We start from the raw sequence: 24,425 nt of genomic DNA, 5'->3' as shown, positions 1-24,425 counted from the left end.
CCTGCGAAGGCGGTAGTGCAGTCACAGATGCAGCAACTGACACACCGCCTGCGGGCAAACCAATCAGAAGTAATACGGGAATTTCAGGCTGAACGTGAAGTCCGGCGCATCATCGGTCATGCCAATCGCCAGGTTCGGCACGATGGTCAAATTATCCGACGCGGCAATGGTCATGCCCACGTTGAAGTAACCGGCATTGGCATCGCTGGAGACCACCGATTGCCAGTCGCCGCCGTCCGGCTTGAGCTTGCTCTTGCGCTGCACCAGGTCGGAGACCGAGAACGACATGCTCATTTTTTCGTTGAGCGCGAAGGCTACGCCGACGCCGAACTGGAAGCTGTCGCCCAGGCGGACTTTACCGCCGACCTTCTGGTTGACGTCGCTGCTGATATCGTCAAACGAATCTTCAAAGTTGTGGGTATACGACAGCGAGCCAAACAACACTGCCGGGTCGAAGGTCTTGACCAGAGAAATGCCTGGGGTGACCGACCAGACCCCGTTGCCTGTTGGCAGGCTTTCCGGCAGATAGAGGTTGTCGTTATTGGGTTGCCTGACCAGCTTGATGCCGAAAGGCTCTTTACCCGTGGGCGCCTTGACCCGTACAGATACCACCGCATCCGGCAAGGTCGGGGTTTCGTCGAGGAACTTGTAGGCCACGCCAAAGTTGACATCGCCAATGGTCGGGTCGCGGGTCACCGAGCCTTCCGAGGTGGCGGTGGCGTCGTTGCCGGCGCCGGCCGACTGGTAGGTCGAGTCGCGGTACACCACCGGTACGTTCAGGTCGAACTGCCAACGGTTGTCAACGTTGTAGCGCCCGGTGAGGTCCAGGGTCCAGCTGTCGGACTTGATCCGGTCCAGGTTGATGTTGCCGAGGAAGATCGAGTCCAGTGCGAGGAAGCCATTGAGGGTCAATTGGCGCGCGTCATAACGGGCATAGGTGATGCCGGTTTCAACGCTGAACTTGCCATTGCCGAAGAAGCCACTGGCCTCGTTGTAGAGGTTGCTCACACTTTGCGCGGGGGCCGAATCGTCCTTGAGGGATTGGCCGTAGGAACTGCCTGCACCACCCGAGGCGGCTGCGGCTCCAGTCCCCGTGGTCGCGACAGCGTTACCGCCATTCTTGAAGTCGGCAGGTGACTTGGCCAGACGCCTGGGGGCCGGCGTCGCCGGTTGATCCTCTACCTGGCGCACCCGTTGTTCCAGCACAGCCAAGGCTTTTTGCTGCACGTCATAACGTTGCTTGAGTTCCAGGAGTTCCCTCTTCAGGGTTTCGATATCGGCGTCTGGCGCGGCATACAACAGCGATGCGGGCAAGAGCGTACTTAAACAAACCACCGCACGTAGCGATAACGATCGATGCATGAAATAAGCCGTCCTTTACTAATGCGTAAGTGTCGAAGGGTCAGCGTAGTTCAATAACCGAGCATGCGTAGGCCTTTGAGCTGATCCAAATTGCAATTCAACGCGGCGTTATTCAGGCCGTTATTGTTCATCACCACGTTGATCTGAGTGATATTTCTGACAAGGTTGGTATTGCCGGTCAGCACCGTACCCTGCAGCACGTTGCCGCCACCGATCTGCTGCAGGCTGCTGCCTTGGTTGTGGTTGGCCTGGATCGCCATCTGCACGCCGCCATTGTTGGCCGATACGCTGACGCGGCCCGCTGCGCTGTCACCGCTCACGGTACCGCCGGCCACCAGTACCTGCCCGGATTGGAGGTTATTGGCGGGGGTAACGCCGTTCTCGACATTGATGCCGACGTTGTTGTAGGCGGTGTTGCCATCGCCGGCCGTGCGCACACTTTGGGTCACGCCCTGGCCGCTGCCCAGGCCCGCCCCCCCGACCACGTTACCGGTGCCGGTAGTTGGAGGCGTGCCGGTGCCGGCCGAACCGGTGGTTTGCACATAGAACTGCGGGGTGATAGTGGTCTTGTCGATCTGCATGTTGGCCGTGCCGGTGATGCTGTCACCGACGGCATTGGTCCAAGTGCTGCTCATGACGATGCCGAAGCTGATGATGCGCCCCGGCATTACATACCGGCCACGCAGCTCGGCCATTTCCGCGTCCTTGAGTTCGATGGGCTTGAACCCCGATGACGCATAAGCGGGCATTGAGGCTGCCACGCACAACAGCGTCAGCCAACGGCAAGTGTTCATCTGCGGCTCCTGGGGCGTCCTGCCCCTTATTGCGCTTCTAGAAGAAGTCGCTCTGGATAAAACCGAAATCCATCAGCTCTGCATCGCCCACCGGCCTGAACTCATTCATCTGGCTCTTGGCGGTCAGCGGCAGGGGCGGGTCGAGCAAGACATTGGCCTTGTCGTAACCTTCACCCAGTACGGCGAAGACAATGCCATTCCAGCCTTTGACGAAATCGTCACGGGAATAGCGCTTGTGGCCCAGCACCGGGTCGCCGATATACACCCAGTCCTTGTCGGCCCGCTGCATCACCACGAAGTGCTTGTAGCCACGGATTTCCAGCAGCACCACCACGGGGATCTTCACGGTCAGCAAGGTATCCGGCGCAATCTTGTAGCCCCGGGCACGCATGCCGATGCTTTCGAGGTAGCGCTTCATGTCCAGCATGGAAAAGCCCTGGGTTCGCACCAGGTCCTGGTCGGCAGTGACCAGCATGCCTTTGATGATGTGGGCTTCGTCGACATCCAGCCAATACGCCTGGCGCAAGATGGTGGCGAGCGCCGCCGCACCGCAGCTGAAATCGGTTTTCTGTTCCACCAGGTTGGCGAAGCGGCGCTCACGGATGCTCTCGACCTTCTTGTAGATCACCGCGCCGCCGGGCATGGCGGAGATCGCCATGGTGCCTGCCCAGGTGGTGCCGGTGAGCAACATCAGGAGGGTGAGAGTCGCGAGGCGCATGATCGGATCACCTGCTGGACACTGGAATAAGAAAGGGCCTTGTTGCCAAGGCCCCGTTGGATCAGAAGCGCACGCCGCTGCTGCAGACGCTGCAACCTTGGCCGATCGCCAGGCTGTTGCTGCCTTGGTTGCCCGAACCGGATTGCAGGTTGACGCCTACGTTGCCGGAGTTGCGGTTAACCGAGTTGTCGAGGCTTGCGTTGTTGGACACGTACTGAGGCTTGCCATAACCATGGCTGCTGGCGGCCGTGTTCAGGTAGCTGTTGTTGAGCGAGTTCTGCTCGGTGTTGGAAGCCGCTGCGATGTTCTTGCCGTCAGCGGTGGTGATGGCCAGGTTGTTTTTACCCTGGTTGCCCTGGCCGGCCTGGCCGTTGTAACCCACGTTGCCGGAGTTGCCGGTGATGGAGTCGTCCACAGAGGCGTTGTTTTGTGTGCCTTTGTTGACGAAGTTGTTATGCGAGCTGCCTTGGTCGACATCGATCACGGCAAACACGGTGGCGAAGTCGCCTTTGGCACTGGAAATGGCGCCGGCGTTGTCAGCCTGGTTGCCGGAACCTGATTGCACGTTGACCCCGACGTTACCGCTGTTGCTGTTGACCGAGTTATCGGCCGAGGCGTTGTTTTCGGTGTTGGTGTCGTCGAATTTGTTGTGTTCGCTTTTTTGTACATCAGTGACGACAGCGGCAACAGTGCCGGTGGGTTGAGGAGCTGGATGCCAGCCACCCGCTTGAGCAGCAGCAGCCATGAGTGCGGCGAGAGCGAAAACCAGTGGTTTGAGCGCCATTTGAGGTTTCATGGTGTTTCTCCTTGCTTCTGATTAGTTGGTTAAGTGTTGGTACGGCCTAACGAACGTCTATCAAGCGGTCACTTGATAGTGATGCCCAGGGTGTTAGCCACTCGGTTCCCCACCCCGGCACTCTGGTTCACCTGAATCACACCCCGGCTGCCGGTGAAGGCCTGGTCGCTGGTAACGACCTGGCGGCTGCCAGTGGTGGGGGTGAGCCCTGAGTCAGTTGCCAGCGTCGTCGTGTTCTGTTGCAACAGGACGCTGTCATCGATGCTTTGCGGGCCAGGGTTGAGGCTGATCCGCACCGCATTGATCGATTGGTTATTGGCCCCGGCCGACTGGTTGATGCCCAGCACACCGTTGCCATTGGTAAAAGAAGTGCCCTGGATCGCCGCCTTGGCGTTCAGGGCTGGGTCGACCCTGCCATTGAGGTTCTGGATGTCGACGGTGGTGGCCTGGCCATCGAGCGCAATGGCGCGGCTGTTGATCGTTTGTTGCCGGGTGCCGGCTGCCTGGTTGATCGACAGCACACCTTCGTACTGCTGGCCGCTGTTGTTGATCACCGCGGAGTTGTCGGCCATGGCCGAGGCGCTGCCCAGCAGGGCGAAAATCAACAGGGCGCGATTCATCACTTGCCCCCCAGCATGTTGCCGAGGTTGTTCAAGGGGGCCATGCCGCGCTGGATCGAGTCGCTGATCTGCCCGCCCATGCTGCTGCCCGCACCATGGCCGGCGGCTGCGCCAGTACCCAGTGTCGACATGCCGTGCTGTGTGGTGCCAAGGCCAGACAAACTGGCATTGGGCTGGGTGGAACGGGCGAGGCTTGCGCCGCTGCTGATGCCGCCAATATCCGCGTCGCTGAGTTCGCCGGACAGGGCGTTGATGATCTCTTTGCTGGGGTTGGCGTTGGCGGTAGTGGGGTAGGGGTCGGGGCCGAATGCCGGGCGGCCGACCATATGACCCTGCACATTACGACCCGTGACGATAACGCCGTCACCGGCAAAGCTCGCAATACTGATACCGGCGCTGAGTACACAGCAGACCAGCAGTGCGGTCATCGAACCTTGAGCAAGTGTGTTCACGGCGGCAGTCCTTATGCTTCACGCTGACCCTAAACAGCGTTGTCAGGGAGAGAGCAGAAGCCGTGCCGCTTTTGATTTTTTGTTGATTTACAGAGGGTTATGTTTAAAGCCAGGCAAAGTGATGGCAACGCTGTTTCAACGTTGAAACACTCCCCGGGCGCTTGAGACAGGCCCATCCTCACCTCGCACTGTCTCAGCGATGTAACACCGCCCATGACAAATGGATGAATCCGCACAAAGCGGGCGATTCAGGGGCGGGAGGTGTTTCAAAACTGAGACTGCGGGCATGAGTGAACCCACCCCCGCATGGGGGCTCAGCCCTTGGGGGTTTTACCTGGGATGGAATTGAGTACGGGGTTGCCGTCCTGGTTCTGGGTCAGGTAGACCGGCAGCACCTTGGGCAGGGAGGGAACGAGGTTGCTGACTTCGTTGATATTGTAGATACCACCGATGCGGATCTTGCCGGTACCGGCGTCTGCCAGCATGACCGGCGTTTTCAGATAACGGTTGATCAGCGGCAGCGCATCTGCAAGGGGCAGGTTGTCGAGCACCAGCTTGCCCTGGCGCCACGCCAGCGCGCTGTCATCGGGGCTGATGGCGGCGACTTGCGGGGTATCGTCACCTTGGCGAAAGCTGGCCTGCATGCCTGGGCTCAGCGGTACACTGGCGTGCTCCGCGTCGCTGGAAACCTGCACCGAACCTTCCAGCAATATCACCCGCACCTGTTCGTCGTATTCCCAGACGTTGAACTGGGTACCGGTTACCCGCACCTGGCCTTCGCCGGCCCGCACGATAAACGGGTGTTCACGGTCGTGGGTCACCTTGAAGAACGCTTCGCCCTTTTTCAAGGTGACCCGGCGCTGGTCCTTGTAGTGGCTGTAGACCAGCTCGGTGCCCAGGTTCAACTCCACTTGGCTGCCATCGCCGAGGGTGATTTTTTCCAGGCCATTGGTTGCTTCGAAATGTTCATAAGAACTGGGCAACCAACCGGCTTCCCAGCCGGTAAAGGCCGCAAGCGGCAATGCGGCAAGGCACACCGCTGCGGCCACTGCGTAGTTGCGTAACCGGCTGCGTGGCTTGACGGGGGCTACCGTCGGGGCAGGTGGAGGGCGGGGCAGGTGATCGGCCACCTCCCAGATTTCCAGCATGGCCGCATATTCGAAGGCGTGCAGCGGATGGGTATCGTGCCATTGCGTAAAAGCCTGACGTTCGCTCGCCGTGCAATCGGCGGCGTGCAGGCGCATGCACCAATGCGCGGCGGCGTCGGTGATTGCATCGTATTCGGCGTCTGAAAGGGGCTTTTCGCTCATTGACTCATCCTGGTTTGCCGCATTCTAACCCTCCGAGGCAGGCGGCGAGAACCGCCATCATGGCGATTGCACATCAATTGGAACTTATTCTTATTTGGTAATACCTAAAATATCAGGACAAGTGTCCGGCATTCCCACAATGGAGTACGAATATGTTGAAGAAAACCTTAGTCGCCCTGTGTGCAACCACCGCGCTGCTCAGCGCTGGCGCCGCCCTGGCCGATAAGCCGGGCGCCGGCTGGATCCCTATTGAGAAGGCCATTGAAGTGGCGAAGACCAAGGCTGGGTACATCGAGGTCTATTCGGCTGAAGCCGACAACGACGGTTACTGGGAAGTCAAAGGCCGCAAGTCCGACGGCACTGTCTATGAAGCCCGTATCGACGGCGCCTCCGGCAATGTCCTGCGCGACCAGAAAGACTGATCTACCCGCTGGGGGCCTACTCAGGCTCCCACATCCAGCATGCGCCCCTACTCATGAAAATTTGACGCGCCTCAACCAGGGTTTTGGCCCCGGTGGTACTCAGAGCCGTGGGGCAAGTTGACAGCGAGCGCTGTGCGTGGTGTCTAATCGACGGTCTGGATGTCCATTCGTTGCCCCTTCCAATCATAAAAACGGAGCTTCAAATGTCTGCACAGTCTCCGACAGTCGCCACGGCTTCGACCTCGATCCCGTTCACCGAACTGGTGACCTTGCTGCAACAGGTATTTGTCCGGCATGGCACGTCGCCCGAGGTGGCTTTGGTGCTCGCGCACAATTGTGCCAGCGCTGAACGTGACGGCGCCCATAGCCATGGGGTGTTCCGTATTCCCGGGTATGTCTCGACGCTCGGCAGTGGCTGGGTCAGCGGCAAGGCGGTGCCGGTGGTCGAGGATGTCGCCTCCGGGTTTGTACGCGTGGATGCCAATAACGGCTTCGCCCAACCGGCCCTGGCGGCAGCGCGCAGCCTGTTGGTGGAGAAGGCCCGCAGTGCCGGGATCGCCTTACTGGCGATTCGCAACTCCCACCACTTCGCCGCGCTGTGGCCGGATGTGGAGCCCTTCGCCGAGGAAGGCCTGGTAGCCCTGAGCGTGGTCAACAGCATGACCTGCGTGGTGCCCCACGGCGCGGATCGGCCGCTGTTCGGCACCAACCCCATTGCATTTGCCGCACCCCGCGCCGATGGCCCGCCGATTGTGTTTGACCTGGCCACCAGCGCCATTGCCCATGGCGATGTGCAGATTGCCGCACGCAAAGGTGAGCGCCTGCCCCTGGGCACCGGGGTCGACAGCCTGGGCCAGCCGACCCAGGACCCCAAGGCCATCCTTGAGGGCGGCGCGTTGTTGCCGTTTGGCGGGCACAAGGGCTCAGCGCTGTCGATGATGGTCGAACTGTTGGCGGCGGCCCTGACTGGCGGCAATTTTTCCTTTGAGTTTGATTGGTCCAACCACCCCGGCGCCCGCACACCCTGGACCGGCCAGTTGCTGATCGTGATCGATCCGGCAAAAACGGCAGGGCAGGGCTTCGCCGAGCGCAGCCAGGAACTGGTGCGGCAGATGCATGCGGCGGGGCTGCGGCGGCTACCGGGGGATCGGCGGCATCGCGCGCGGGCGAAATCGTTGCAGGAGGGGATCGTGTTGGAGGTAGAGGTGCTGCAGCAGTTGCGCGAGCTGGCGGGTTGAAACAATGGCGTGGCAGCGGTAGGCCGCTGCCACGCCATGGATCAGTTGCGGCGACCCAGCAACAGGCCGACCACCAGGCCGAAACCGGCGGAGATCGCCACGGTCTGCCATGGGTGACCACCGATATAGGTCTCGGTGGCATCGACCACAGGTTTGCTGCGTTCACGCACGCTGGACAGCGAGTCCAGGGCTTGCTTGAGCTTGATGGCGACCTGCTCGCGCAGAGTTTCACCTTCTTCGCCCACCAGGGATGCGCTGCTTTTGAGCAATTTGTCCGACTCCTCGATCAGCGCGGTCAATTCGCTGAAGGCTTGGTCCTTGATTTGTTCTTCGGCAGCTTGGGTGGCGGTTTTGCGGGCCATTGGGGTGACTCCTTGCAGGTGAATGTGACAGTGAACAATGGAGTGTCGGGCAGCGGCAAAAGTTGCAGTTATTTTCCCCGGCGTTCATCTGGGGCAAAATCCGGATCGGGAACGTTAGACCTACAGTGTAAGATGTCACTTATTTGTGCAGCAGGTAATTCAATATGAGCTTCAATCTCGCCAACAAGACGCTCGCCGAACGCGCCGAGCTGGAAGATGAAAAGTCCCGCCTCTACGACCTGTGGCAAACCAACCTGGGCAAGGCCAAGGGCGAAGCCGCGCGGTTGTTCGGCGAGCGTGCCAAGCGCAAGGGCAAGTGGGCCGAATGGGTGCGCGCCGAACTGGACGGCATGTCGCCGCCGGAGTTTTCCAACATGGTGCGCAGTGAGGTCAACAAGCTGATGGCGGCGGCGAAGTAAAGCACGCCCTAACCGCCTCGCGCACCTTGAGCAACAGCGGATCAAGTTGGGTCTGGGTGCGCCAGCCCAGCTCCACCGGGTAGCGCGGCAGCACCAACGGGCAAGGCAGCACCTGCAGGCCGGTCATCTGCGCGATGGCCTGGGCCGCATGCCCGGGAATCGTCGCCACCGCCGCGCTGCCTTTGAGCAAGTACGGCAGCGCGGCGAAGTGGCTGGTGGACGCACACACCTGGCGCCTCAAGCCCTGCGCCGCCAAGCCTTCGTCGGTAATGCCGATAAACCCGCCCGACGACACCAGCACATGCTCCCGTGCGACGAACTCCTCAAGGTCGATACGTTGCTGGCCGGGCGCCAGGCTGGATGGGTCCATCAAGCAGCGATAATTACCTTCCCCCAGTACCTGTCGACTCAGCCTGCGCTCGGCAAAACCGCCAGCGGTGATGGCCAGGTCCAGGTTGCGGTCAAGCAGGGCGCCAGCGACGATTTGGCTGTGGGTCTGGCGAAAGACCACCCGCAGTTTCGGCAGGCGCTGGGCGATGGCGTCCATCAGTCGGCGACCATAAGCAACCTCGAAGTCATCGGACAGCCCCAAGACCACCGAGCGCCCCTCGTAGTGCAGGTTATCCGGGTTGATCATCGCCAGGCTCTGCCGGCAGCGATCCAACGCCTCGCTGATCACCGGTTTCAACTGATTGGCGCGCAATGTCGGCGCCAGGCCGCGGCCAGTGCGGATAAACAATGGGTCGCCATACACCTCGCGCAAACGCCGCAAGCCGGCACTGATCGCCGATTGCGTCACCCCCAGGCGCAACGCTGCGCGGCTGGCGCTGGACTCGTCATGCAGGGCTTCGAAGGTTTTGAGCAGGTTAAGGTCGACCTGTGCGATATTCATTTGGCTCATATCATTTAGCACTGAAGTGGGCTTTATTCATGATCGAGCCTGGCCGGAGAATGGGCAACCCCCACTATCGGAGTGATCCTGATGCCTGTTTCTACCGTCGCTGCCTTGCAAATTGGTTCCTTGCCCAGTGGCAAGGCTGAAACCCTCGCGCAGATCCTGACTTTTGAAGATGAGATTTTGCGCAGTGGCGCGCAATTGGTGGTCATGCCCGAGGCGTTGCTGGGCGGCTATCCAAAGGGCGAAAGCTTCGGTACGCAGTTGGGCTATCGACTGCCCCAAGGGCGTGAAGCGTTTGCGCGGTATTTTGCCAATGCCATCGATGTGCCGGGCGCGGAGACCGAGGCACTGGCCGGGTTGTCGGCGCGCACCGGTGCCAGCCTGGTACTCGGTGTGATCGAGCGCAGTGGCAGCACGCTGTATTGCACAGTGTTGTATTTCGAACCGGTGGGCGGCCTGGTTGCCAAGCATCGCAAGTTGATGCCGACCGGTACCGAACGGCTGATCTGGGGCAAAGGCGATGGCTCGACGCTGCCGGTGATCGACGCGGCAGTTGGACGTATCGGCGGCGCGGTGTGCTGGGAAAACATGATGCCGCTGCTGCGTACCGCGATGTACGCCAAAGGGGTAGAGGTGTGGTGTGCACCCACGGTGGACGAGCGCGAGATGTGGCAGGTGAGCATGCGCCATATCGCCCATGAAGGGCGCTGTTTTGTCGTGAGTGCCTGTCAGGTGCAGGCATCGCCAGAGGCGTTGGGTGTTGAGGTTGCCAACTGGCCCGCAGATCGTCCGTTGATTGCCGGTGGCAGCGTGATTGTCGGGCCCATGGGCGACATTCTGGCTGGGCCGTTGCTCGGGCAGGCGGGGTTATTGACGGCGCAGATCGATACGGATGATTTGGTGCGGGCGCGCTACGACTATGACGTGGTGGGGCACTACGCCCGGCCGGATATTTTTGAACTGACCGTGGACGAGCGCGCCAAGCCCGGCGTTCGTTTCGTCACTGACTGAACGCTGTAAAAAATGAGGGAGGGGGCAAGTCCTATATCGCCCTCCTACAAAAAGCCTCAACTGTTCGGCATTTGGGCAAGCCCCCGCCCAGAGTATCTTCAGCATTTGGAGGATCTGGTTTTCAGCCATTCTTCGCGGATGATTCTCCAGGTCTCCCGTGGGCGCGCCACCGCGACAGCAGTGTCGGTTGCATGAGCCTTACCAAGTGGCGGTGTTGGGCAAGTCCAGCGTGCCGCGCTCTACGAAACGCATGGTGCCGAACAATCCACCCGCCAGTTTGCCACGCAGCACGTAGGGCAGGTTGTTCAGGCTTTGGGTCTGGCTCAGGCCCAGGGTCTGGCGCAACACCGAAAACGCCGAAACGCTGACCGGCACCATCAGCACCGTCTCGGAGAAGCGTGGGATGCGGCCGGCCTGGTCACTCACGCCTGAGGCCAACGGTCGGCCATTGACCTCCAGGTCCAGGGCCACACCGTTGTAGTCGATCACGGTTTCATTGGGGTTCTGCACCCGCAGCTTCACCGCGAAGCGCACTTCCAGGTCCTGGCTTTGCAGCGGCTCGATGCCCACGACGTTGATGTTGACCGGGTCACGGTTGGGGAACAGTGCGCAGGCGCTCAAGGTCAGCAGCAACAGCGATAGAACCATGAGCTTACGCATATGAAAGGCGCTCCTATTATGTCGTGACGTCGGGGTCTTGCATGACCTTGAGGGTAGAAGACTCCGGATCGAATTCATCTTCTTCCAGCTCTATGAACTCTTCGGGCAGGAAAATGTTCAGCAGGATTGCACAGAACGCGCCCACGGTGATCGGCGACTCGAAGATGTTGTGCAGCGCCTTGGGCAGGTCGCGCAGTACTTCCGGTACGGCGGCAACGCCCAGGCCCATGCCCAGGGAGATTGCCACGATCAGCACATTGCGCCGATGCAGGCCGGCTTCGGCGAGGATCTTGATCCCGGCCACGGCCACGGTGCCGAACATGATCAGGGTTGCGCCGCCCAGCACTGGCTTGGGCATCAGTTGCAGCACCGCGCCAATCATCGGGAACAGCCCCAGCAGCACCAGCAGGCCGGCAATAAAATAGGCGACGTAGCGGCTGGCCACGCCGGTCAATTGGATTACCCCGTTGTTCTGGGCGAAGGTCACCATCGGCAAGCTGTTGAAAGTAGCAGCCATCGCCGAGTTGAGGCCGTCGGCCAACAGGCCGGACTTGATGCGCTTGATATACAGCGGGCCCTTGACCGGTTGCTGGGAAATCATCGAGTTGGCAGTCAGGTCACCGGCGGCTTCCAGGGGTGAAATCAGGAAGATCACCGCCACCGGGATAAACGCCACCCAGTCGAACGAGAAACCGTACTTGAACGGCACCGGCACGCTGATCAGTGGCACCTGGGGCAGGGCGGCCATGTCGACCCGGCCGAGCCACCACGCGACGAAGAAACCCAGGCTCAGGCCGATCACGATCGAACCCAGGCGCAGGAACGGGTTGCTGAACCGGTTGAGAACCACGATGGTCAGCAGCACCAGCGCTGCCAGGCCCATATTGCCCGCGGCGCCCAGGTCGCTGGCGCCATAGCCACCGGCCATGTCGGTGACCGCCACCTTGATCAGCGACAGGCCCATCAGGGTAATGATGGTGCCGGTGACCACCGGGGTGATCAGCTTGCGCAGCTTGCCGATGAACTGGCTCAGCACCACCTCGATAAACGCGGCGAAAAAGCAGATGCCAAAGATCGTCGACAGAATTTCATCGGTGCCGCCGCCCCGGGCCTTGACCATGAAACCGGCGCTGAGAATCACGCTGATAAACGAAAAGCTGGTGCCTTGCAGGCACAACAGGCCCGAGCCCACCGGCCCGAACGTGCGTGCCTGCACGAAGGTGCCGAGCCCCGAGACGAACAGCGCCATGCTCACCAGGTACGGCACCTCGCTTTCCAGGCCGAGTACGCCGCCGACGATCAGCGTTGGGGTGATGATGCCGACGAAACTGGCCAAGACGTGCTGCAGGGCGGCAAATATCGCGGCGGTGAAGTGCGGGCGGTCTTCCAGGCCATAGATCAGGTCGGATTTATAGCGCGGGCGGGGGGCTTGAGCGTCAGACAAAATGATGGCTCGGGTCGGAAAATGGAGGCGAAGAATGCCAGAAACGGCCAGCCGTCAGAAGTGTAAAAAAATATTAATAAAGACCCTGCGCAAAACCCCTGTCGCGGCCGATAGTGAATATAGGCCCACATTAAAACGACAACAGTGGTGACCAAGGTCTCTGGCCAGCGCGTTGACGCTGACGGATCGTTTCGCGGCAGGGATGCTCGCAAACACTACTTCTGAGAGCAACCCTATGTCCCTTCGTCATCTGAATATCGCCCCTCGTGCGTTTCTCGGTTTCGCCTTCATTGCATTGTTGGTGGTCATCCTGGGGGTGTTTGCGGTCAACCGCATGACGCAGATCCGGCAGTCTTCCGTGGACATGAGCGCAACCCAGCTGCCCAGCGTGACGTCCCTGGGCAACATCACTGAAAACGTACTGCGTATGCGCATCCTGTCGTTCCGGGTGTTGGTCAACCGCGAACCGGCTGCCCTGCAGGAAGCCGAAACCCGCATCGGCGTGCTGACCGACAAGGTCAAGGCTGCCCAGGCCCATTACGTCCAGTTACCGATGGGGGCGCAAGAGGCAGAGTTGTACAAGACCTTCAGCGTAACGCTGGATAACTACCTGAAGGCCCAGGCCGACATGCTGGTGTTGTCCAAGCAAGGCAAGGTCGATGAAATGCGCGTGCTGATCAACAGCCGCATCAAGGACGGCACCGACCAGATGGGCGAGCAGTTGAACAAGCTGATCGCCCTCAACGCCGCGGATGCGAAAACCGCTGACGCGGCGGCTGGGGACAGTTACGAGGGTGCAATCACGGGGGTGGTGGCAGTGTCGGTGGTGGCCGCATTGCTCACGGTGCTGTTGGCCTGGCTGCTGACCCGCAGCATCGTCACGCCATTGCGCAAAGCCGTGGAAGTTGCCGAGACCATTGCTGCCGGCAACCTCAGCAAAACCTTTGCGGACGATGGCAAGGATGAACCTGCGCGCTTGCTCAGCGCCTTGTCGAGCATGCAGGCCAACCTGCGCCAGACCATCCAGCATATCGCCGGCTCGGCCACGCAGCTGGCTTCGGCGGCAGAAGAGCTGAGTGCGGTGACCGAGGAAGCCTCCCGCGGCCTGCAACAACAGAATAATGAAATCGATCAGGCCGCCACAGCTGTCAACGAAATGACGGCGGCGGTAGAAGAAGTAGCGCGTAATGCTGTCTCCACCTCTGAGGCGTCCGGGCAGTCCAACCAGGCGGCGCGCGAAGGCCGCGACCGCGTGATGGACACTGTCGGCGCGATCCAGACCATGACCCAGGATGTGCAAACCACTGCGGTGATGATCGAAGGCCTGGCGACTCAAGGTCGGGATATCGGCAAGGTCCTCGACGTGATCCGCGCCATTGCTGAGCAGACCAATTTGCTGGCGCTCAACGCCGCGATTGAAGCGGCCCGTGCAGGCGAAGCCGGGCGTGGCTTTGCGGTGGTTGCCGATGAAGTGCGGGCCCTGGCCCATCGCACCGCGCAGTCGACCCAGGAAATCGAGAAGATGGTTGCCGGCATCCAGAACGGCACCGGTGAAGCCGTGCAGTCCATGCAGCAAAGCAACCAACGTACCCAGGCCACCCTGGAAATGGCCCGCGCCGCTGGCGTGGCGCTGGAGCAGATCACCCAGTCCATCAGCCTGATCAACGAACGCAACCTGGTAATCGCCAGCGCGTCAGAAGAACAGGCCCAGGTCTCCCGCGAAGTGGACCGCAACCTCGTCAACATCCGCGACCTGGCCACCCAGTCAGCGGCGGGCGCCAACCAGACCAGCGCAGCCAGCCATGAACTGTCGAGGTTGGCGGTGGATTTGAATGGGATGGTGGCGCGGTTCGTTATCTGACCTACGTTGGAATGCCGTCGAAATGTGGGAGGGGGCTTGCCCCCGATAGCCATAGGTATCTACACAACTGCTTGCTCTTGCGCTGTTGCTGTTGCTGTTGCTGTGGTTTTTGATCTTGATCTCAGGCGCCCCGTCAAACACGCTGGCCGAACGCAGGCTTGAATCCGTGGGTAACCCGGCAGGACGCCGGGTTAGCCGCCCCGCGCCATGGATGGCGCGTGGCGGCGGCCCACGGATTCAAGCCTGCGTTCGGGCACACCGAGCCTAAGCGAGGTGCCGAGTGTTGGGGCGAAGGCCTTTTGGTTACTTTTGTGCCTTTACAAAAGTGACACGCCGTAAGGGCGTAACCCTAAGTGGCCGTTACCGCAGCAACGGATATGTACTCGGTCTAATCCAAGATCCAGGTCGGCTGTCAGGCCGCCATCGGGGGCAAGTCGAATCGTCGCACCGCCCCTCCCACATGGGTTCACTGTTTCCAGACGGCCGGGTTCACCAGGTTTTGCGGCCGCTCACCCGACAAGGCCTGCAGCAGATTATCCACCGCACACTTGGCCATCGCCTCCCGCGTCTCATGGGTGGCGGAGCCGATATGCGGCGTCGCCACCACGTTGTTCAAGCGCAGCAACGGCGAGTCGTGGCTGAGCGGTTCCTTCTCGAACACATCCAACCCCGCCGCGCGGATGGTGCGTTGCGCCAACGCTTCAACCAGCGCAGCCTCATCCACCACCTTGCCCCGGGAGATATTGATAAATATCGTCTCCGGCCCCATCAGCGCGAATTCTTCAGTGCCAATCAGCTTCTCGGTTTCAGCGGTCAGCGGCAGGGTCAGGCAGACAAAATCCGCCTCTTTGAGCAAGTCCTGGAGGCTTCGGTACTGCGCGCCAAAGCGCGCCTCCACCGCAGGCTTGGGCGAATGGCTGTGGTAGATCACTGGCATGCCGAAGCCAAAATGCCCGCGCTGGGCCAAGGCTTCGCCGATGCGGCCCATGCCGATGATACCCAACGTCTTGCCATGCACATCGCTACCGAAATGCGCCGGGCCGATGTTCTTGTTCCACTGTCCGGCACGCACCATGTCGGCCAGCTCGACCACACGCCGGGCGGTCGCCAGGATCAGCGCAAAGCCGGTGTCGGCGGTGGTTTCGGTGAGCACATCCGGGGTGTTGCTGAGCAGGATGCCGCGTTGGGTCAGGTAGTCGATGTCGTAGTTGTCGACGCCCACCGAGACGCTGGCCACTGCTTCCAGCTTGGGTGCCAGGGCGAGCAACTGGGCATCCAGGCGCAGGCTTGCACCCAACAGGCCATGGGCGCTGGGCAACGCATCGCGCAGTTTGGCCAGGCCGGTCTCATCCAGTGCATCGATCAGCGTGACCTCGGCCTGCTCATGCAGGCGGGCCATCAGCGGCGCGGACAGTTTCTTGTACAACACAACGGACTTTTTCATGAGGTTTTTACCTTCAACTCCAGGGTTGGCGCCGGCGAGCGGTCACTGGCGCCGGGCTTGAGGAAAATCGTCAGCACCACCGACAGCAGCAGCGCGCCGCTCATCAGCAGGTACGAAGCGCCGGGCGAGCCGGTGCTGCTGTTGAGGTAGCCCACCAGGTACGAGCCGCCGAACGAGCCCAGCGCGCCCATGCTGTTGATCAGCGCCATGGCGCCCCCGGCAACGTTGGCCGGCAGGATTTCCGGGACGATGGCGAAGAACGGGCCATAGGGTGCATACATGCACGCCCCGGCGATCACCAGCAGGGTGTAGGACCACCAGAAATGTTCCGCGCCCAACACGTAGGACGCGTAAAAGGCGATGGACGCAATCAGCAACGGCGGCCACACAAAGCGCTTACGCTTTTGCAGCTTGTCCGAGCCCCAGGACACCACCAACATGCCGATCACCGCCGCCAGATAGGGCAGCGCCGAGAGCCAGCCGGCCTCGACCATGTCCATCTGCAAGCCGGCCTTGAGGATCGACGGCAGCCACAGCACGAAGCCATACACGCCGATGCTCCAGCAGAAGAATTGCAGGGCGAGGATGATCACTTTGGGCGAACGGAAGGCTTCGGCGTAGTTCTTCACTGCCTTGATCCCCACCTGTTCGGCGGCGAGGGCGGTTTCCAGGTCTTTTTTATGCTGTTCACTGAGCCACTTGGCGTCGGCGGGTTTTTCATCTGCCAGCTTCCACCAGATAAACGCCCACAACACTGCCGGCAGGCCCTCGATGATAAACATCCAGCGCCAGCTGAAATGCTGCACCAGGTAGCCCGAGACCACCGACATCCACAGCATGGTCACCGGGTTGCCGAGGATCAGGAAGGTATTGGCCCGCGAGCGTTCGGCACGGGTGAACCAGTGGCACAGGTACACCAGCATCGCCGGCATCACTGCCGCTTCGACCACCCCGAGCATGAAGCGGATGGCGATCAGCATATAGGCGTTGGAGACCACGCCGGTGAGGGTCGCAAGGCCGCCCCAGAGGATCAGGCTGACGAAAATCAGTTTCTTGACGCTGCGCTTTTGCGCGTAGATCGCCCCCGGCACCTGGAAGAAAAAGTAGCCAAGGAAAAACAGCGCGCCGAGCAGCGAGGACATGCCCGGTGTGATCATCAGGTCTTCGGCCATCCCGGAGGCGGCGGCAAAACCATAATTGGCGCGGTCCAGGTAGGCCAGGCTGTAAGTGATAAAAACGATGGGCATGATGTACCACCAGCGGCGGGTGGCGAGTTTCACGATTTCCATGGGGTTGCTCCTGAGCTTGTTGTAGTTGTGGCAACAGGTAATGGGTCAAGCAACGGATCGTGTGGGCAGTTCGCTGCGGCTGGGCAAGCCTTCCATATCGCCACGGCTCTGCACGGCGCGGCTGCCGATCCAGTTGCCGCGCTGCACCGCCTCGGGGAAGCTTGAGTTTTCCAGCAGCGCGCTGATCATGCCCACGGCAAAACCATCGCCGGCGCCGACGGTGTCCACGACGGTTTCCACCTTGACTGCCGCGACAAAACCCTGGTCCATGTGGGTGCGGTAATAGGCGCCGTCGGGGCCGAGCTTGATCGCCACGGCTTCAGCGCCCTGGTCGAGGTAGAACGCGGCGATGTCGGCCGGGTCATCGAAACCGGTGAGCAGGCGACCCTCACTCAGACCGGGCAATACCCAGTCGGCCAGGCCGGCGAGGGCGTTGATGTCGCGGATCATCTGCGCCTGGCTGGCCCACAGGGAGGGACGCAGGTTCGGGTCGAACGATACGCTGCGTCCGGCCTTGCGCATCTGCGTCATCAGCTCGAAGGACAGTTCACGGGTGGCTTCCGACAATGCCGGTGGAATCCCGGTGGCGTGCAGATGACGGGCTTGAAGCAGTGTGGGGCTGATATCGGCGATCGACAAATGACTGGCCGCCGAGCCTCTGCGGAAGTACTCCACCTGGGGATCTGCGCCGGCTTCTTCACGGGACTTGAGTTGAAAACCAGTGGGGTGCAGCGGATCGACCGCTACATGACGGCAATCGAGCCCCTCCTTGCTCAGCGTCTGGACCACAAAACGCCCGAGAGAGTCGTTACCCACCCGGCTCAGCCAGGCGACGTTGAATCCCAGGCGCGACAAACCAATGGCGACATTGCTGTCGGCGCCGGCAATGCGCTTGTGGAACTGCCCGACCTGGGTCAGATCGCCGGTCTGCTCGGCGACAAACATCGCCATGGTTTCACCAAACGACAGGATATCGATCTCAGACATGGGCATTCTCCACACGGGGTTGGCCAAGGTGGGCGAGGGTGGCGACCTGCTGCGCGGTGACCTCGATCAAGTCATCGCCCTGCAACGGAAACTCCACCGCCCGGGTAATACCTTGAGTCATGTGCTTGAGCAGTTGTTCCCACAGATGCAGGTCGGTGGCGCCGGGTGGCAAGGCCACCAGCTTGCCGTCCGGGCGACGGGCCACGGCCTTGCAGTGCAGGTAATCCACATGCCGGCCCAGCAGGCGTGCGGCGGTGAGCGCGGATTGGTCCTGCCACTGCCAGTTGCCGATGTCGAAGGTCATCTTCACCGGCAGGCCCAGGCGTTCGACTTCGGTGAAAAACCGCTGCATCGGTTCGATGCGCCCACCGTGCAGAGTCTGGTCATTTTCCACCAGCAGCTTGACCGGGTGGCGATTGAGCAGGGCGTGCAGGCTTTCCAGATCGTTGGTGTCGGTGAAGTAGCCGAGGGAGACTTTCAGCCAGCCCGAACCGAACGCCTGGGCACGGTCCAGGGTTGCGGCGAGTTCGGCATTCGGCTGGGCCCGGCCGGCGACCCAGAGTTCCAGGGGCGACGAAAACACGCTGTCCAGGCCCTGCTCGGCGGCGGCCTGGGCCAAGGTGGCGGGGTGTTCGCTGGTCAGCAGTTCCTCACGCCATTCGATGCGCTGGGCGCCGGCTGCGCTGAGCAAGGCGACAAAACTCAATTGGCCCTGCTGGCGCACAAGCTCGGCGCCGTAGCTGGAAAGGCTGATGGAGACGGGGTACTTATGCATTGTTGTTTACCTCTGAAACCGGTTTCATTTTTATACGCAGAACAAAAATGTGGGAGCGGGCTTGCTCGCGAAGGCGGTGTGTCAGTCAGCGCAAGAGTGGCTGATCTATCGCGTTCGCGAGCAAGCCCGCTCCCACAGGGGATTGAGTCGAGCCGCGAACAATCAGCTCGGGTAAAAAGTCCAGGGTACGCGTGGGGGCGGTATCGCCGCGCAGGCGCTTGAGCAAACAATCGAAAGCACTGGCGCCAATCGCTTGCGTCGGCTGGGCGAGGGCGGTGATGCCGCTACCCACCAGCGGGTACCAGTCCAGGTCATCCAGGGCGATCAAACCCACCTCGCCGAACAGATCGCAGCCCAGCGCCTTGAGTGCACGGGTGCAGGCCAGTGCTGCCACGCCGTTGGCGCAGAACAGTGCCTTGGGGCCGGGTTTGGCGAGAAAGGCTTGCAGACGGTTCTCCAGTTCGCCATCCAGTTCAACCACGGCACCTGTCAACGCTGGGCGCTGGGCAATCTCGGTGGTGAAACTCTGCAGGCGCTCCAGACGTGAACTGGTGCCATCGGTGGCCTCGCTCACCAGCAGTACGTCGCGGTATCCCTGCTGCTCCAGGTGTTCCACCGCCATACACACCGCCGCTGGGTTATCCAGGCCCACCAGGTCGCTGTGCAGCGGTTCGACCTTGCGGTCCACTAACACCAAGGGCATTTCCCGTTGCAGTTCCAGCAGTTGGTCGAGGTGGTGGCCGAGGGTGTTCACGATCAGCCCTTCGATGTTGTACGAGCGCAGCGCTGCCAGGTGCTGGCGCTCCTGCTCGTCATCGCGGTCGGTGTTACACACCACCAGGCTGTAGCCGTGCTGGCGGCAGGCGGTTTCGACGCCGTGCATCACTGCAATGGAATAGGGGTTGCGGATATCGGCCACCAGCATGCCGATCAGGCGCGTGCGCCCCCGCTTGAGGCCACGGGCCATCTGGTTGGGACGATAACCGAGTTCGTCGATGGCGTGTTCGATGCGCAGGGCGATGGCATCGGAGAGCAGGGCGCGGTCATCGCCGATGAAGCGCGACACGCTGGCCTTGGACACGCCCGCGCGCTCGGCGACGTCGAGCATGGTCACGCGGCTGCGCTGGGCGGCGGAGAATGAAGTCACGGTAGCGGGCCTTTCTTATTGGTGTGGTCGGTGACGGCATACAGCTGAAACCGGTTTCAGAAGACACCAGGACAGTCGTCCTAGTCAAGCGCCGATTGCGAGCATACACAGCGTGCGCCCGTTAATTAACCGATGAATGGCTGGGTGTACCTGTTAGTTCTGACAGTAGGCGAGGCGGGCTATTGAGTGCTTAATTCTGACCAGGCATCACCAGAAGGAACTCCGCATGACCCGTTCAGAAAAGGCCTCTGCACGCAATTCCCATGTACTGGCTGGCTCCGGCGGTGAGGCCAGGGTATTGCCCGTTTTTGATGAGGTCGTTGGGGTTGACCCGACGGACCCGGAGGGGTTGATTCCGCTGCCGGTATCGTTGATGCCTCTGGAGTGTCGCGTTCCGCAATGGGCGCCTGGCCCAGGAATTGGCAGGACCCATACCCTTACGCTGTGGTGGCGTGTGCGCGGTGTAGACGTCCGGGCAGATCAGCAGACATTTACCGGCCCGCTCAACCCTGCGCTTTTTCCTTACCCCTTGTACGTCCCCGTCGATTACATGCGGGAAACCGACGCCGTGGTGGAGGCGTTCTATACGGTGGACGATGGGGGAGGGGATCCGGTTCCATCGTTTGCCTGGACGTTGACGGTGGACAACAATCCCCCAAGGTTTCAGGACCCGGATGACAAGGCACGCTTCGTTGACCCGGCGATTGAGGTTTCCGGTATTACCGAGGCCGTGTTGGCCGCCAACCCGTTCATCGAAGTTGAAGTGCCCGCCTATATCGGTCGTGCCGGTCTGGACCGAGTCGGCTATTACCTGAGCAATAATACCCCGCCATTTCCTCCTGTTCAGACGGGTAGCCAGGCGTTTGCACTGGTTACCGACCCCCTGATTCTGAGGATACCCGCAGAGCATTTTCGCGGCCTGAATAATGGCATGGCCTACCTGCAATACCGTCTGTACGATCGCGCTGGCAACTTTTCCGGCTTTAGCGCGCCGATGGATTTTCAGGTCCTGCTCACCGCCACCCCGAGTAACCTGCCACGGCCCGATATTCGTGCTCCTGCCTACATCGATTTCCTGATCAAACGTGACGACGCCCGAGCGGTCGTCACGGCGCGGGTTCCGAGTGAGTACGATAATTTTGCGCCGGGCGACAGCGTTGTGATGATTTGGGACGGACGTCCTGTGCTGCCTGGACAAACCATCACGGGGTTCCCGGCTGAGGTCCCCATACCTTGGAGTATCTTGCGCGGCCCGGGACCTCTGGCGCTCACCGAGGTGGAGGTGCATTACGAAATCCATCGTGTCGGCCGCCCTCCTGTGCCTTCACCGTCGAGTTTTTTCTGGGTTGATTTAACCGTCGCCGGGCAAGACCACGCCAATGCGCCTGCATTGCTTAACCCAACGCTTGGGCTGGTGGACGTGTTTGGCAAGGGCTCAGGGTTGCACAACGAACTCGATTTTCGCGATGCGACTGCCGGGGCTGAAGTGTGGGTGCGCCTTTACCAGAACCCGGTGGCTGGCCAGTTGCTGGAGTTGTATTGGAACAGCGTCGGGCCGGTCGCCCACTATACCGTTCAGCCTGGGGATACGTTTGATCTGCCGGTGCAATTCACGGACGTGCCCGGCAGTGTGATTGTCGATGGGGGGAACTATATAGACTTGCCGGTCTACTACACCACCAGTAATGGCGTGAATGAACAGCAGTCAGATAATACATACCTTAATGTTCATGCCGCGCCATTAGTTCGTTTTGATGCACCGTTGATTGAGCACAGTTTGCACGGTTCAGCCAGGTACCTCACCTGTGAATCAAAGCCTGCCATTTGTCACGGTGTTTATTGGTTTATACGCGATGACTTCCGATTTGATCCCGGCGATGAGATCGAGTTTTTTTGGCAAGGTTATTTAGAGAATAACTGGGAGGGGCCCATCGATGACACGGACTTTTCCATCACCGTGAATTATGTGCCGGGCGGCCAGTCGGTCAGGGTTTGGCCGTGGGAAACAAAAATTGAACCGATGCGTAATTACGCGTCGGCAACCGCTGAATACTTCGTCCGGCGCGGCGGCGCGTTGATCGCACACTCCCATATTGGGCGAGTCCGGATTGACCGGATAAGTTCGGGTTCGGGGCGCATCTGTCAGCCTGGAGACGTCGGATTTTGTGATGATGTACAAGAGGGCTGTGCGGGGGAAGGAACTGATAACAGTCATGTGATTCCGTAAGTATTGGGGTTATAGGTTATACCTCGATGTTGTAAATGAAGTCGGCTTTTATTACGCCTGGTCGTCGCCCATGCAAAGACGGTGGGTGGTTTTAATAGGGTTTTGAATATTAAACAAAGAAACTATGCGCGGAGAAAAGTTACATGAAAAAGACAGAGGCCAGACCCATTAAAAAAACAACGGGTGTCGCTGCGGTGCCTATTGTGTTACCCCCTCCTTCTGTAGAAGGTCTTGTTGATCCGACGATGTACCCAGGCCTGGTATCAAGAGAAACAGCGGATAAAAACTTTCTGGAAGTGGAGATTCCTGTGTGGTCTCCAGCGTCGACCATCGCCGGAAGGCCCGATACGCTGGACATTCATCTGGATGATATTGGTGATTTCCAAAGTGGGCGTATCAGCAGTGAGCCCATATTTTTTACCACTCCCATACCTACCACGCATACGGTAAACATCGCGAGGCGATTTCTCACTGAAGGCACGCACACTCTAAGTTACAGGGTCATCTCATTCGGCGGCAATGATTCTGGCTCCAGTGAGGCTCCATTGGTCATCGACCGCACCGCACCCTATGACAGCATCCCGGACGGACCTCGCCGTTTGACACTGCCGCCTGGATGGACGGGCAGCATCACACAGGCGCTCCTGGATGCAAACCCTGGGGGCGTGCCATTTGGCATCCCTGCCTACGACGCAGAGGGCGCCCACCCTGGAGACAGATGGCGTCTGTATTACGGTGATTCATTGACGGTGATCGCCGAGGGGGCGGTGTTCCCCGATAGAGCCGTACTTTTCACCCAGGCCATGGCTGATGCAGCCGATGGCCCACGACCTCTGGTGTACCGTTTAGTGGATGTGGCCGGCAATATCAGCGAGAAGTCGTTCGAGCTTCCGATCAATGTGGCGCTAAGGCCGGCTCCTACGCTGACCCCGGCGGGTGTCAGAGACGCCATTTCGCTGACGGGCGTGGGTGATCGCTTGTTTGACCGCGCCGATGCCGCAGCTTCCAGCGGGATGTTCGTGATTATTCCAAATTATGACGCCGATCGCTCGCTTGACCAATTTCTTGTGCGGCTCACCACCCTCCATGGCACGCGGGATGTGGGGCCTTACCCCTTGGGTGGTTCGCCGCTGCCGTTCAATTTCCCCGTGGACTTCCCAACTTGCCTTGCCTTGTATGGCACGAGCAGCGGGCCTATCAACCTGCGAGTGGAATATGCGGTTAACAGAGGTGGCACGCTGCATTGGGTACTTACTGCGACCAATATCGATATGGAATTGGAGGTGGGTGGCCCAGTCAACCCTTGGGATCCTGAACCCACCAACCCGAATTTGCCACTGCCGGTACTGACAGGGCGTGGTTCAGGGTCGACAAACGAGCTGGATGAGAACGATGCACTGATGGACGCCGACGTGGTGGTCACGCTCTGGAGCGCTGCACCGCTACCCTCGGCCCAGGCGTTCGATATCGTGCTGTATTACCAGAATGAGGTGGTTGATCGAAAGTCGGTGGATCACACCGTGGCCATGCCTGGTGACGCTGTCGATATGGTTGTTCCATGGCCTTATATCCAGAAACACTCCAATAGCCTCATCCCTCTGCGTTATGAAATCGCGCTCAGCAGCACCCACAACCGTACGTCGTCGCCTATCCAGGATGTCAACGTCAATGCCAATGTGATTGCGTTCCCTGCACCCAGGGTCACAGGTGCATTACCGGAAATACCGGGACCGGGCGGAGCACCTGCAGAAATCGGATGCGCTGCGCTGCAAGGGGCTAACCGTGAAGTGCATGTTTTCGTGCCGCCTCACGATTTGCTGGAGGCTGGGATGATTATTACGCTCAATTGGACGGGTTGCAGTGACAATGATGGTGCTGTCCCCATTGGACCTGCGACTAAGGGCTTTCCTTTCGGCCCGCTGAGTTTCGAGCAAGCCAGAGTGGGCTTCACGGTTCCCGTCGGGCCCTATGCGACCTATGTGAAGCCTATCAATGAGGCAGCGTCGGATATGGGGTCGGTCAATATCACCTACACCGTCCCGCTCACGGGTCTCCCTTCGCCCATTACATCCGCCGAAGCTATTTTGTGGGTAAGGGGGATTCGACCTGGTCCTGTTTACTGCGATGGTTCACCTTGGCCCAGTTGAAAAGAGCGGGGCGCTGTAATGAAAAGAGGAGCCTTGCTCCTC

The 24,425-nt window shown here is 60.3% G+C and carries 23 protein-coding genes; 7 read left to right on the top strand and 16 right to left on the bottom strand.

Annotated features, from left to right (window positions below):
* Positions 1 to 63 precede the first annotated feature (63 nt).
* From TU73_RS04175 to TU73_RS04145, 7 genes are all read right to left on the bottom strand, one after another.
* Complete coding sequence (locus TU73_RS04175) at positions 64 to 1,362, bottom strand: coiled-coil domain-containing protein (protein WP_057011120.1); 1,299 nt, start codon at positions 1,360 to 1,362, stop codon at positions 64 to 66.
* 50 nt (positions 1,363 to 1,412) lie between these two features.
* On the bottom strand, positions 1,413 to 2,156 hold the full coding sequence (locus TU73_RS04170) for a hypothetical protein (RefSeq protein WP_057011119.1): 744 nt from the start codon (positions 2,154 to 2,156) through the stop codon (positions 1,413 to 1,415).
* 37 nt (positions 2,157 to 2,193) lie between these two features.
* Entirely contained in the window at positions 2,194 to 2,874 is a 681-nt protein-coding gene (locus TU73_RS04165) for a C39 family peptidase (RefSeq protein WP_057011118.1), read from the bottom strand.
* A 61-nt stretch (positions 2,875 to 2,935) separates the two neighbouring features.
* A complete protein-coding gene (locus TU73_RS04160) occupies positions 2,936 to 3,670 on the bottom strand; it encodes a hypothetical protein (protein ID WP_057011117.1) in 735 nt (244 codons plus the stop codon).
* Positions 3,671 to 3,738: 68 nt separating this feature from the next.
* On the bottom strand, positions 3,739 to 4,290 hold the full coding sequence (locus TU73_RS04155) for a hypothetical protein (protein ID WP_057011116.1): 552 nt from the start codon (positions 4,288 to 4,290) through the stop codon (positions 3,739 to 3,741).
* Positions 4,290 to 4,718: a hypothetical protein gene (locus TU73_RS04150; protein WP_414860421.1), complete on the bottom strand. Its 429-nt coding sequence runs from the start codon at positions 4,716 to 4,718 to the stop codon at positions 4,290 to 4,292. Before TU73_RS04150 ends, TU73_RS04155 begins: the two co-directional genes overlap by 1 nt.
* Positions 4,719 to 5,056: 338 nt before the next feature.
* Positions 5,057 to 6,052, bottom strand: a complete 996-nt coding sequence (locus tag TU73_RS04145; protein ID WP_057011114.1) for a FecR family protein — start codon at positions 6,050 to 6,052, stop codon at positions 5,057 to 5,059.
* A gap of 152 nt (positions 6,053 to 6,204) precedes the next feature.
* Here TU73_RS04145 and TU73_RS04140 point away from each other — a divergent pair, with 152 nt between their 5' ends.
* Both TU73_RS04140 and TU73_RS04135 read left to right on the top strand, forming a co-directional pair.
* A complete protein-coding gene (locus TU73_RS04140) occupies positions 6,205 to 6,474 on the top strand; it encodes a PepSY domain-containing protein (protein WP_057011113.1) in 270 nt (89 codons plus the stop codon).
* Positions 6,475 to 6,677: 203 nt separating this feature from the next.
* Complete coding sequence (locus TU73_RS04135) at positions 6,678 to 7,712, top strand: Ldh family oxidoreductase (RefSeq protein ID WP_057011112.1); 1,035 nt, start codon at positions 6,678 to 6,680, stop codon at positions 7,710 to 7,712.
* A 41-nt stretch (positions 7,713 to 7,753) separates the two neighbouring features.
* On the opposite strand, the gene TU73_RS04130 is transcribed toward TU73_RS04135, so the two are convergent.
* The gene (locus TU73_RS04130) at positions 7,754 to 8,074 is read right to left on the bottom strand and encodes an ElaB/YgaM/YqjD family protein (RefSeq protein WP_057011111.1); all 321 of its coding nucleotides are present in this window, start codon (positions 8,072 to 8,074) and stop codon (positions 7,754 to 7,756) included.
* A gap of 164 nt (positions 8,075 to 8,238) precedes the next feature.
* On the opposite strand from TU73_RS04130, the gene TU73_RS04125 reads away from it, so the two are divergent.
* Positions 8,239 to 8,493 carry a hypothetical protein gene (locus TU73_RS04125; protein ID WP_003190904.1) on the top strand — a complete coding sequence of 85 codons (255 nt, stop codon included), beginning with the start codon at positions 8,239 to 8,241 and terminating at the stop codon, positions 8,491 to 8,493.
* Here TU73_RS04125 and TU73_RS04120 read toward each other — a convergent pair.
* Positions 8,465 to 9,385: a LysR family transcriptional regulator gene (locus tag TU73_RS04120; RefSeq protein ID WP_057011110.1), complete on the bottom strand. Its 921-nt coding sequence runs from the start codon at positions 9,383 to 9,385 to the stop codon at positions 8,465 to 8,467. The two genes, TU73_RS04125 and TU73_RS04120, sit on opposite strands and share 29 nt — an antisense overlap.
* Positions 9,386 to 9,475: 90 nt before the next feature.
* On the opposite strand from TU73_RS04120, the gene TU73_RS04115 reads away from it, so the two are divergent.
* Complete coding sequence (locus TU73_RS04115; RefSeq protein ID WP_057011109.1) at positions 9,476 to 10,402, top strand: carbon-nitrogen hydrolase family protein; 927 nt, start codon at positions 9,476 to 9,478, stop codon at positions 10,400 to 10,402.
* A gap of 198 nt (positions 10,403 to 10,600) precedes the next feature.
* Here the strand turns inward: TU73_RS04115 and TU73_RS04110 are convergent, their stop codons facing one another.
* A complete protein-coding gene (locus TU73_RS04110; RefSeq protein ID WP_057011108.1) occupies positions 10,601 to 11,062 on the bottom strand; it encodes an LEA/WHy family protein in 462 nt (153 codons plus the stop codon).
* A gap of 16 nt (positions 11,063 to 11,078) precedes the next feature.
* A complete protein-coding gene (locus tag TU73_RS04105) occupies positions 11,079 to 12,506 on the bottom strand; it encodes a nucleobase:cation symporter-2 family protein (protein ID WP_057011107.1) in 1,428 nt (475 codons plus the stop codon).
* A gap of 202 nt (positions 12,507 to 12,708) precedes the next feature.
* Between TU73_RS04105 and TU73_RS04100 the strand changes: the two genes are divergently transcribed.
* A complete protein-coding gene (locus TU73_RS04100) occupies positions 12,709 to 14,367 on the top strand; it encodes a methyl-accepting chemotaxis protein (RefSeq protein WP_414860411.1) in 1,659 nt (552 codons plus the stop codon).
* A 466-nt stretch (positions 14,368 to 14,833) separates the two neighbouring features.
* Here the strand turns inward: TU73_RS04100 and TU73_RS04095 are convergent, their stop codons facing one another.
* From TU73_RS04095 to TU73_RS04075, 5 genes are all read right to left on the bottom strand, one after another.
* On the bottom strand, positions 14,834 to 15,811 hold the full coding sequence (locus TU73_RS04095; RefSeq protein ID WP_057011105.1) for an NAD(P)-dependent oxidoreductase: 978 nt from the start codon (positions 15,809 to 15,811) through the stop codon (positions 14,834 to 14,836).
* Positions 15,808 to 17,100, bottom strand: a complete 1,293-nt coding sequence (locus TU73_RS04090) for an MFS transporter (protein ID WP_057011104.1) — start codon at positions 17,098 to 17,100, stop codon at positions 15,808 to 15,810. Before TU73_RS04090 ends, TU73_RS04095 begins: the two co-directional genes overlap by 4 nt.
* A 45-nt stretch (positions 17,101 to 17,145) precedes the next feature.
* The gene (locus TU73_RS04085; protein ID WP_057011103.1) at positions 17,146 to 18,087 is read right to left on the bottom strand and encodes a sugar kinase; all 942 of its coding nucleotides are present in this window, start codon (positions 18,085 to 18,087) and stop codon (positions 17,146 to 17,148) included.
* Positions 18,080 to 18,862: a sugar phosphate isomerase/epimerase family protein gene (locus TU73_RS04080; RefSeq protein WP_057011102.1), complete on the bottom strand. Its 783-nt coding sequence runs from the start codon at positions 18,860 to 18,862 to the stop codon at positions 18,080 to 18,082. Before TU73_RS04080 ends, TU73_RS04085 begins: the two co-directional genes overlap by 8 nt.
* 85 nt (positions 18,863 to 18,947) lie before the next feature.
* The gene (locus tag TU73_RS04075; protein ID WP_057011101.1) at positions 18,948 to 20,009 is read right to left on the bottom strand and encodes a LacI family DNA-binding transcriptional regulator; all 1,062 of its coding nucleotides are present in this window, start codon (positions 20,007 to 20,009) and stop codon (positions 18,948 to 18,950) included.
* A gap of 226 nt (positions 20,010 to 20,235) precedes the next feature.
* On the opposite strand from TU73_RS04075, the gene TU73_RS04070 reads away from it, so the two are divergent.
* Both TU73_RS04070 and TU73_RS04065 read left to right on the top strand, forming a co-directional pair.
* Positions 20,236 to 22,236, top strand: a complete 2,001-nt coding sequence (locus TU73_RS04070; protein ID WP_057011100.1) for a hypothetical protein — start codon at positions 20,236 to 20,238, stop codon at positions 22,234 to 22,236.
* 143 nt (positions 22,237 to 22,379) lie between these two features.
* Positions 22,380 to 24,383 carry a hypothetical protein gene (locus tag TU73_RS04065; protein ID WP_156421196.1) on the top strand — a complete coding sequence of 668 codons (2,004 nt, stop codon included), beginning with the start codon at positions 22,380 to 22,382 and terminating at the stop codon, positions 24,381 to 24,383.
* The last annotated feature ends 42 nt before the right edge of the window (positions 24,384 to 24,425 follow it).

Source organism: Pseudomonas libanensis (assembly GCF_001439685.1).
GTDB classification, from domain to species: Bacteria; Pseudomonadota; Gammaproteobacteria; order Pseudomonadales; family Pseudomonadaceae; genus Aquipseudomonas; species Aquipseudomonas libanensis.
Note: the sequence above shows the minus strand (reverse complement) of the source record. Positions and strands in the feature narration are given on the sequence as shown.